The sequence below is a fragment of the Methylobacterium nigriterrae genome, assembly GCF_037106235.1.
Lineage (GTDB): Bacteria > Pseudomonadota > Alphaproteobacteria > Rhizobiales > Beijerinckiaceae > Methylobacterium > Methylobacterium nigriterrae.
This window is the reverse complement of sequence record NZ_JBAWTG010000162.1, coordinates 1-9239: the sequence shown is the minus strand read 5'-3', so window position 1 is coordinate 9239 and position 9239 is coordinate 1. Positions and strand designations below refer to the sequence as shown.

Here is a 9239-nt window from a genome sequence, read left to right as displayed (position 1 = left end):
ACTCCGGCGTGAACGTTCGTTTCGTTGTCCCCATCAGACACCTTCCAGCCCCCATGGGAGCGTAGCAGAGGTGTCCACTCATTCAGAGGAGGATCAATCGGCTCACCGCCGCGGGCGAGTCCCTCGTCGAGCCGGCGGAGCGGATCGAGATGAGCGTCATCGGCGCCAAGGCGCAGATCGACGAGTTCACCGACAAGCCCGCCGGAGCCCTCCGGATCGGATCGAGCGACGCGTTCGGCGCCTACTTCCTCGGGCGCAGGCTCCCGCGGCTCCGCGCCGCGCTGCAGGGCATGCGTGTCGACCTCGTCGCGCTGACCCGGGGTTTCAGCCTGTCGAAGCGCGAGGCCGACATCGCGACCGGCATCAGCTTGCCGACCGACGGCCGGCTCTACAGCCGCAAGCTCGTCGATCTCCGGCTCGGCCTGTATGCGAGCCCGGACTATCTCGCCGAGCACCCGCCGATCCTGTCGTTCGGCGACCTCGCCGACCACGACCTGATCGGCTGGGTCGACGACCTGATCTACTGGGACGAGCTCAGATACGCCGATCGGATCGGCACGCGGACGGGGCCGGTGATCGGGTGCAGCAACTACATCGCGCAGATGCAGGTCGCGATCGGCGGCGGCGGCATCAGCGTGCTGCCCGTCTTCCTGGGAGACCAGGAGCCGGCCTTGGTTCAGATCCTGACCGGTGCGTTCCCGGTCGTCCTCCCCCTGTACCTGTTCGTGCATGCCTCGATGCGCGAGCTGCGTCACGTGCGAACCGCGATCGACTTCATCGTCAGCGAAGTCGAATCGGCACGGTCGATGTTCTGATCTGAGCCTTTAGAGGGAGCCGTCCCGCGCCTGAAGCCTCCGTTCGACGCGCGCCCGGTCCTGCGGTCACTTTATAGGAAATCTATCCTCTAGCAATCGAAATGCTCCTGCCTTCGGGGCGGTATCGCCAGATGGAGAGCGCTGTGCTGAGTCATGTCGTGGGCGCCTGTGACGAGGTCCTGCTGGAGATCACGATCGGAGAAGCGCTCGACCGGGCGGCGGCACGGTGGGGCGATGAACCCGCGCTGATCGACCGTGGGCAGGATGTCCGGATGAGCTGGCGGGCGCTCCGGCAGCATTCCGAAGCGGTCGCGGCCGGGCTGCTGGCGCTCGGCCTCGTGCCCGGCGACCGGATCGGCATCTGGTCGCTCAACCGCTACGAGTGGACGCTGATCCAGTTCGCCGCGGCGAAGGCCGGGCTGATCCTCGTGACGATCAATCCGGCCTACCGCGTCGCCGAGCTTGAATACGCGCTCGGCCATTCGGGCTGCGCCGCACTCGTCTTCGCGCCTTCGTTCAAGACGAGCGATTACCGCGCCATGATCCGCGCGGTCGCGCCCGAACTCGACGTGGCGGTCGACCGACGCCTTCAGGCGGCGCGGCTGCCCGGGCTGCGCCGCCTCATCCAGCTCGGCCCCGATCCGATCCCGGGCGCGATCGCCTTCGCGGAGCTCGAGGCGCTCGGGGAAGCCGCCGGCGTCGAGGCCCTCGAGACGCTCGCCACCTCCCTGGACCGGAACGACCCCGTCAACATCCAGTACACGAGCGGCACGACCGGGGCGCCGAAGGGCGTGACCCTGTCGCACCGCAACATCCTCAACAACGGCTATTTCGTCGGCCGCGCGATGGAGCTCGGTCACGAGGACCGCATCTGCATTCCGGTCCCGCTCTATCACTGCTTCGGCCTCGTCATGGGAAACCTCGCCTGCCTGACGAGCGGCGCCGCGATGGTCTATCCGGGGGAGGGCTTCGATCCCGTGAGGACGCTGCAGGCGGTCGCCGAGGAGCGCTGCACGACGCTGTACGGCGTGCCGACGATGTTCATCGCCGCGCTCGAACACGTCGATCGCGAAAAGCTCGATCTCAGTGGCCTGCGGACCGGGATCATGGCCGGCTCGCCCTGTCCGATCGCCGTGATGAAGCAGGTGGTCGAGAAGCTGAACATGAGCGACGTCACCATCGCCTACGGCATGACGGAGACGAGCCCCGTCAGCTTCCAGAACGGCATCGGCGACAGCCTCGAGCGCCGCGTGTCGACGGTCGGGCGCGTCCATCCGCATCTGGAGGTCAAGATCGTCGACGGCACCGGATCGACGGTGCCGCGCGGCGCGCCGGGCGAACTCTGCACCCGGGGCTACTCGGTCATGCTCGGCTACTGGAACGACCCGGTCCAGACCGCGGCCGTCAAGGATGGCGAGGGCTGGATGCACAGCGGCGACCTCGCCGTCATCGACGACGAGGGATTCTGCAACATCGTCGGCCGGATCAAGGACATGGTCATTCGCGGCGGCGAGAACGTCTATCCGCGCGAGATCGAGGAGTTCCTGTACCGTCACCCGGCCATCCGCGAGGTTCAGGTCTTCGGCGTTCCCGACGACCGGCTCGGCGAGGAGCTCTGCGCCTGGGTGATCCTGCACCCGGGCGCGGCCCTGACGGCCGAGGAGCTGCGCCTGTTCTGCAAGGACCGGATCGCGCACCAGAAGGTGCCCCGCTACGTCCGCTTCGTCGAAGCCTATCCTCTGACCGCGACGGGCAAGGCGCAGAAATTCCTGATGCGGGACGCGATGGCGGCCGAGCTCCAGGTCGCGGCGCCGGCGACGGCCTGAGCGAACGGACGCGGTTGAGGCCCTCCTTCGTCGGCGGTCGCCACCGAGGTCAACGAACGCGCCGGCGACGTCACGACAAACGTCGCGGGCGTGGCGGGCGTCGCCGAGCGGACCGAATCGGCAGCCGGCCGGGTTCCGGATGCGGCTTCGCCGCTATCGCGGCAATCCGTGCACCTGAGCAGCGAAGTGGATTGCGTCCTCGCGACGATCCGCGCGGCCTGACGAGAAGCCGTCGCTTCGGCGCCGGATCCGGCGCCCCGCGCTCGGGTTCGTGCGTGTCGCGAGCCGACGGCCGGTCTCGATCACGATGCGAGCGGGACCGGCCCTCGCCGCAACTCATCGCCGCCGGGGGATAGGACAGGCCTGTCGTCGCGCGTCTGCCGGTCGCCTTCGAGGCGCAGGACGTACGGCCCCACGGGGGTCGACGGCGACGGGCCAAGCGTTAGCTACCGGACCGCGGCGGGCGAGCGGCGGCTCGCCCGCGTTTTCATCGCCGGCTGCGACGGGTTCCATGGGGTCTGCCGGACGTCCCTGCCCGCGGGCATGCTCGGGGCCGGCGCGACGGTCTTTCTCGATCTCTGATGAGCCGATGCCGGAACAGGAGGCCAGGATGTCCCTGAATTCTGTCGTAATCACCGTGGCGATCACCGGCTCGGTGCCGCGCAAGAAGGACAATCCGGCCGTGCCGATCACCGTGGCCGAGCAGATCGAGTCGACGCACCAGGCCTTCGAGGCGGGTGCCACGCTCTGCCACATCCACGTGCGCAACGACGACGAGTCGCCATCCTCGGATCCCGAGAGGTTTGCCGCCGTGCAGGCCGGGCTGCGCAAGCACTGCCCCGGGATGATCGTGCAGTTCTCGACGGGCGGCCGCGGGCGCGACCCGGCCGCGCGCGGCCTGTCGCTGAAGCACCGGCCCGACATGGCCTCGCTGTCCACCGGATCGGTGAACTTTCCCACCATTGTGTACGAGAATCCCGCGAGCCTCGTGACCGACCTCGCCGGCCAGATGAGGCAGCACGGCGTCCGGCCCGAGATCGAGATCTTCGACCTCTCGCACCTGCACGGCGCCAAGCGCCTGGTGGAGGCGGGCCTGATCGACGAGGCGCCGCACGTGCAGTTCGTCATGGGCGTCCAGAACGCGATGCCGGCGGAGGAGCACCTGCTCGACATCCTGCTTGCCGAGACCCGGCGGATCCTGCCCGAGGCGACCTGGACGGCCGCCGGGATCGGCCGCAACCAGGCCGTGGTGATGGACTGGGCGCTGGCCCGCGGCGCGGACGCGGTGCGCACCGGCCTGGAGGACAACATCCGGGTGGCCAAGGACCGGCTGGCCGCCAGCAACGCCGAGCTGGTCGCGCTGGCCGCCGAGGCCGTGGGTCGCCACGGCCGCCGCGTCGCGACGCCCGCCGAGGCCCGACACCGCCTCGGTCTCGACCGATGACCTTCTCGGCCCTCGCTTCCGCGATCCTCGGACCCCTCTTCGCGACCGCTCGGATGCGCGCTGCCTTCGGCGATGCGGCAGGCGTCTTCCGCGATGGTGCGGGCCGAGGCCGCCGTCGGCCTGATTCCGGACCGGTCGTCGCCTTCTCCCTCGGGACGACGCTCGCGATGTGGGATGGCGTCGCGGCACGGCTGCGCGGGTGCCACCGGGTCCTGCGCGACGACACCCGCGGCCACGGCGCCTCGGCCACGCGGGACGCAGCCGCCGAGATCACGGGCCTCGCCAAGGACCTGCACAGCCTCGCAGCTGTCGGAATAAGGGGTTGATCTTTATAACAAAAATCGAGTGGCGGAGACGGAGGACATCACATCACAGACGCAAGTCATTGCAGCAGAAGAACAAACCTATGATGCTAAAAAATTATACCCCCAGAAATACCCCCAAGCTGCTTCCAACTTTGCGGCAGACCCGGTAGCGTCGGGCTTTGTACGGAAGCGTGTCTGCGTCGCGACGGTGCGCCCTGTCTGAATGACGGCGTGGGCGGGAAGGTTACTCTCCAGGCAACGTTCTCGGCTTCACGAGCGAGCTGGCGTTGCTCTTCAGCCCTTCGTTTCCATGCAGGCGAACCCGCATTAGGCGTAGCCGTTGGCAAAATAGCACGTACCAGCCCGCACATTCATCTCTGGTATATTGCATCCCAGGAATTTTAGTGCAAAATGGCGCATCAGCTCGAGATCCGCTGGGCAATGAAGGACACCGGGATGGAACGTCAGGACGCCCCGTCGGCGAAATGGTGGCAGCTTGCCTTCGGCATCCTGTGCATGGCCATGATCGCCAACCTGCAATACGGCTGGACCCTGTTCGTCGACCCGATCGACGCCAAGCATCACTGGGGCCGGGCCGCCATCCAGCTGGCCTTCACCTTCTTCGTCGCCACCGAGACCTGGCTCGTGCCGATCGAGGCCTGGTTCGTCGACCGCTACGGGCCGCGCCTCGTGGCCTGCTTCGGCGGCGTGATGATCGCGCTCGCCTGGGTGATCAACTCCCAAGCGTCATCGCTGACCCTGCTTTACTTGGGGGCCGTGGTGGGCGGCATCGGTGCGGGCTCGGTCTACGGCACCTGCGTCGGCAACGCGCTGAAGTGGTTCCCGGATCGCCGCGGCCTCGCGGCGGGCGCCACCGCGGCGGGCTTCGGGGCGGGCGCGGCGCTGACCGTCGTGCCGATCGCCAAGATGATCGCCACCAGCGGTTACGAGAGCGCCTTCCTGTATTTCGGCATCGGCCAGGGCATCATTGTCGTGCTGCTGTCCCTCTTCCTACGCAAGCCGAGCGTCAGCGTTCCGGTCCAGCGCAAGCGCCTGCGCCTGCCCCAGGCGAAGGTCGACCGCACGCCGCGCGAGGCCGTGCGCACGCCGGTCTTCTGGGTGATGTACGCGATGTTCGTGATGGTCGCCTCCGGCGGCCTGATGGCGGCCGCCCAGATCGCGCCGATCGCCCACGACTTCAAGGTGGCGGACGTGCCCGTCAGCCTGTTCGGCCTGCAGATGGCTGCACTCACCTTCGCGATCTCGCTGGACCGCATCTTCGACGGCTTCGGGCGGCCGTTCTTCGGCTTCGTGTCGGACAATATCGGGCGCGAGAACACGATGTTCATCGCCTTCAGCGTGGCCGCCCTGGCGATCATCCTGCTGCTGAGCTACGGCTCGAGCCCGTTGGTGTTTGTCTTCGCCACGGCGATGTATTTCGGGGTGTTCGGCGAGATCTACTCGCTGTTCCCGGCGACCTGCGGCGACACCTTCGGCTCGAAGTTCGCGGCCACCAACGCCGGCATGCTCTACACCGCCAAGGGCACGGCCGCCTTCCTGGTGCCGGTGGCGAGCTTGATCTCGGCGACTTATGGCTGGTCTGCGGTGTTCGCGATCGTCATTGGGCTGAATATCGTTGCAGCGGCGCTGGCCCTGTTCGTGCTGAAGCCGATGCGGGCGCGCTACCTCGCCGAGGAGGGCACGACAGCGGCAGTGCCGAACGGTCAATCGGTCAAGCTGGCCTAATCCAGGCCCCCGAGCCTCCCGGATCCGGGAGGCTCGTCCTGCTCTGCAGCGCCTATCTGCGCCCGCAGCAGACCGCTCTCGCGGAAGACTCGGCTTCCAACAAGCGTGCCTTCCGCATCGGGTTCACGTCCCTCCGCGACAGCCATGCAGGTCGGCCATGAATGTTGCTGCCGCTCTTGCTCTCCAGAGCATCCCGTTCGCCGGATTGGCTCTCGCCAAGAGCGAGCATCGAGACCTATTCCTGGTCCTGTACGTCGGCGCTTTGGGACTCTTGCTGTCGATCATCGCGGTCGTTGATGATTACTACGGCTTCTCGTCTCTGATCGGGATCGCCGTCGAGACCCTGCAATGACGGCTCCTCGTAGGTGATTTGGCGAACGTCGCTGCGGCAGACAAAGAGGGCCGTTTTACTGGTTCCGCCCTACGTCGACACCATGATCTGGACTATCGCGGCTAATCTGGTCCGCCGCAGCAGCCTGCCTGGCTCGGTCAGGAGCCAGGGACTGCCAGCGGGATCCGCTGGTACCACACACCAACGATGCCCCGCTCCCGGCCCATTTCTGGGTGGTACCGGCGGGACAAGGGGTACTGCAGAGCGGAAATGGGCGAGCTCAGGCGGTACCGGGGCGGGACGATGTGGTACTGGCCCTGTCCCCGACCTGCCAGTCTCGCCTTGTCCCCCGTCCGGTACCGCCTCCGCCCAAGATTTCCCCTTGGAGTACCACCTGTACCGCCTGTACCACCCAGCACACGACAGCGCTTGACTCAGCGATGAACTCTCAGGAACACAATGCGGGCCCTTCCGGTGCAGCGAAAGGTGAGCATCGGACGGCGGATACGCTTGACCGCAGTCTGGTAGCAGCGCCGCTCATCGAGGTCGCGATCTCTTCAGGCATCCCGACCTATCTGGCAGACGGGAGCGCGCTGGGTTTCCGGCGTCACTCGGCAGGTCTGCGGTATAGGTAGCTGTTGGATGAAGGCAGCTCCGCTTCAGAACGGGCGGTGCGCGGGAGCGGTGAGAGTTGCCGAACCGGCCGGTGAACCTTGTCACGCCTTCGGATCAGATGCTCCAAGCGCCGTTGCGAGCTTTGGTGCGGCTGCGCTGGTGACAGCTCAAGACTGCGCTTCGTCCAGAATAGATCGAGGAGCATGAGGACGATCCAGGGACCAGCGATGCCGATGAAAAACGCCATGGCCTTCCCTCTCCCTCGGCGGCGCGGTTCTGCACTCGAGGACGGGAAGAATAGGCGCCGCTCTCGAACTCTCAACGGCGCGAGCCCTCTTACGCACCAAGTCCCCAGAGCTTGAACTGCCAGGACATCGGCGTTCCCCGCTGTGGCAGTCCGAGCTGCCTTGTTGAGCCCTCGTTAATTTTTCGCGCCGACCCTGCGGCTTCTTCATCGCGCAGCGGCTCATCGAGGCGCGGGCATCCTCTCATTCGGCAGTCATCCTCATGCGTCTGCCCCTTCCCTGCCTCTGCTTGGCGGCCTTGGCTCTTGTCACTCCGGCAGCCAGCCGAGCCGAGCCTACGGCTGCACAGCGCGAGGCGTGTACGCCTGATGTCCTGCGGCTCTGCAGCAGCGAGATCCCGAACGTTGCCGGCATCACGGCCTGCCTGCGCCGGGAGAAGCTGAGGCTGAGTCCTGGCTGTCGGGCAGTATTCAACTCGGCCGCCGCACTGCACTCCGCAAAGCTCTGATCATCGAGTAAGCCTGAGTGTCGTCGAGCTCGGGCTGTCTACTGAGCTGCGTCTCCCCAGTCCCGTGGACGCGTTTCAGCGCGCAGAATGATCGTGTCTGAAGGAGCCTGGGGCTCCCGAGTAGGGCCTGAAGCGTGTCTCTCCTGCGCAACATCTGCGCTGGGCGGTCTCTAGCAGCCTGACAGAGACGGCCAGTGTTGCCGGTTTGTTCTTGCGGCGCCCGGGCGTTCGCCGAATCCTCAGTGCATGCGTTCCCTGCTCCGCCTCGCTTTGGCCGCCACCCTCTGCCTGTACCGCAGCGCCGCTGATGCCGGTGATGCGGCTGGGCAGGTCGACACGCCGTCTCTGTCCAGCCTAGAGCTGCAGTGGCAGGACTGCCTGCGGCAGGCCTACGCTGGTCAGCCCGCAGGGCAGAGCAGGGCAGCGGCCCAACGCAGCGCCCTCGACGCCTGCAAAGAGCAGGAGGACGCCTTCGTGACAGCGATCCTGGCGAGCCAGATCGCGGAGGAAGAGGTGCGCTGGCGTCGAGAGCAGCGGTCGGTCGCCTCCCGAGCGAGAGCCTGGGCGGCCTCAGTTTCCGCCTACGTCTTCGACCCGGTCACCACATGGCTCAGCCGCTGGACCCGTTGACTGATTCCGCAGGGTACGGGCGGTACAGGTGGTACTGCAGAGCGGAAACGGGCGAGTTCAGGTGGTACCGACAGCTTGTCCGCGAGGTGCCAGTTCCACCCTGTACCCAGGCCGGTATCACCTCGGACGAGGATTTTCCCTTCGAGTACTGCCTATCCCACCTGTACCCTGCAGGCCAACGCTCAGATTGAAGCTGCCTCGATTTTTGCGGCTGCCTCGCCCATCGTCGTTCTAAGGGCAGGGCGGCTATGAAGGTCGTTGTGCCCTGCGCCGATGCTGCCTCCCAAGATCGGATTCGGGATTGCAGCCTTCGGACTTGCTACGCCGTACCGTCAGGGAGCCGTGACACGAAGCGTGCGATCTCGTCCTGCGCTTTGCGCGACTCTGGGAAGAACAGGAGCGGGTACACGTGCATCAGCCTGGGCTCTTCGTGGTACGTGACGCTGATACCTTCGACCTCGGCTCGCAGGGCAAAGCGTCGGGCATCGGCGACGAGGATGTCGTGCGTTCCGCAGAACATCAGGATCGGTGGCAACCCGACCAGCTCGCCAAAGAGGGGACTGACGCGTGGGTCCTTGGTCGGCAGCGAGCCGGCGTACCAGCGTCCCGCAGCCCGCACGCCGGGGCGCATCAGCATGGGGTCGACGCGCTCAATCTCCTCCTGCCTACGGCCTATTCGGCCTTGAACGTGTTCCGTGTGCGGGCGTTTTGCTCCTCCTGACTGGGAGGAGTGATGCTGGACGACGCAGAATGGAGAAAGCTGGAGCCGCTTAT

Annotated in this window: 10 protein-coding genes; 8 read left to right on the top strand and 2 right to left on the bottom strand. The window is 66.4% G+C overall.

Going from position 1 to position 9239, the window contains the following annotated elements; genetic code table 11:
* The first annotated feature begins 149 nt into the window (after positions 1 to 149).
* The 6 genes from WDW90_RS32475 to WDW90_RS32450 all read left to right on the top strand — a co-directional run bounded on the left by WDW90_RS32475 (position 150) and on the right by WDW90_RS32450 (position 6488).
* Positions 150 to 815, top strand: coding sequence for a LysR substrate-binding domain-containing protein (locus WDW90_RS32475; RefSeq protein WP_336491735.1), 666 nt, complete (start codon positions 150 to 152; stop codon positions 813 to 815).
* A 131-nt stretch (positions 816 to 946) separates the two neighbouring features.
* Complete coding sequence (locus WDW90_RS32470; protein WP_336491733.1) at positions 947 to 2641, top strand: AMP-binding protein; 1695 nt, start codon at positions 947 to 949, stop codon at positions 2639 to 2641.
* Between the two features lie 610 nt (positions 2642 to 3251).
* The gene (locus WDW90_RS32465; protein ID WP_336491731.1) at positions 3252 to 4085 is read left to right on the top strand and encodes a 3-oxoadipate:acetyl-CoA acetyltransferase; all 834 of its coding nucleotides are present in this window, start codon (positions 3252 to 3254) and stop codon (positions 4083 to 4085) included.
* A gap of 53 nt (positions 4086 to 4138) precedes the next feature.
* The gene (locus WDW90_RS32460; RefSeq protein WP_336491730.1) at positions 4139 to 4411 is read left to right on the top strand and encodes an alpha/beta hydrolase; all 273 of its coding nucleotides are present in this window, start codon (positions 4139 to 4141) and stop codon (positions 4409 to 4411) included.
* Between the two features lie 435 nt (positions 4412 to 4846).
* Entirely contained in the window at positions 4847 to 6136 is a 1290-nt protein-coding gene (gene oxlT, locus WDW90_RS32455) for an oxalate/formate MFS antiporter (protein WP_336491736.1), read from the top strand.
* Between the two features lie 157 nt (positions 6137 to 6293).
* Positions 6294 to 6488: a hypothetical protein gene (locus tag WDW90_RS32450; RefSeq protein WP_336491729.1), complete on the top strand. Its 195-nt coding sequence runs from the start codon at positions 6294 to 6296 to the stop codon at positions 6486 to 6488.
* A gap of 586 nt (positions 6489 to 7074) precedes the next feature.
* Here the strand turns inward: WDW90_RS32450 and WDW90_RS32445 are convergent.
* Positions 7075 to 7329 carry a hypothetical protein gene (locus tag WDW90_RS32445; RefSeq protein WP_336491728.1) on the bottom strand — a complete coding sequence of 85 codons (255 nt, stop codon included), beginning with the start codon at positions 7327 to 7329 and terminating at the stop codon, positions 7075 to 7077.
* Between the two features lie 260 nt (positions 7330 to 7589).
* Between WDW90_RS32445 and WDW90_RS32440 the strand changes: the two genes are divergently transcribed.
* Together WDW90_RS32440 and WDW90_RS32435 are read left to right on the top strand one after the other, a co-directional pair.
* Entirely contained in the window at positions 7590 to 7835 is a 246-nt protein-coding gene (locus tag WDW90_RS32440) for a hypothetical protein (protein WP_336491726.1), read from the top strand.
* 246 nt (positions 7836 to 8081) lie between these two features.
* Complete coding sequence (locus tag WDW90_RS32435) at positions 8082 to 8465, top strand: hypothetical protein (RefSeq protein ID WP_336491724.1); 384 nt, start codon at positions 8082 to 8084, stop codon at positions 8463 to 8465.
* Between the two features lie 319 nt (positions 8466 to 8784).
* Here the strand turns inward: WDW90_RS32435 and WDW90_RS32430 are convergent.
* A partial coding sequence (locus WDW90_RS32430; RefSeq protein ID WP_336491723.1) for an alpha/beta hydrolase occupies positions 8785 to 9239 on the bottom strand: 455 nt, incomplete at its 5' end.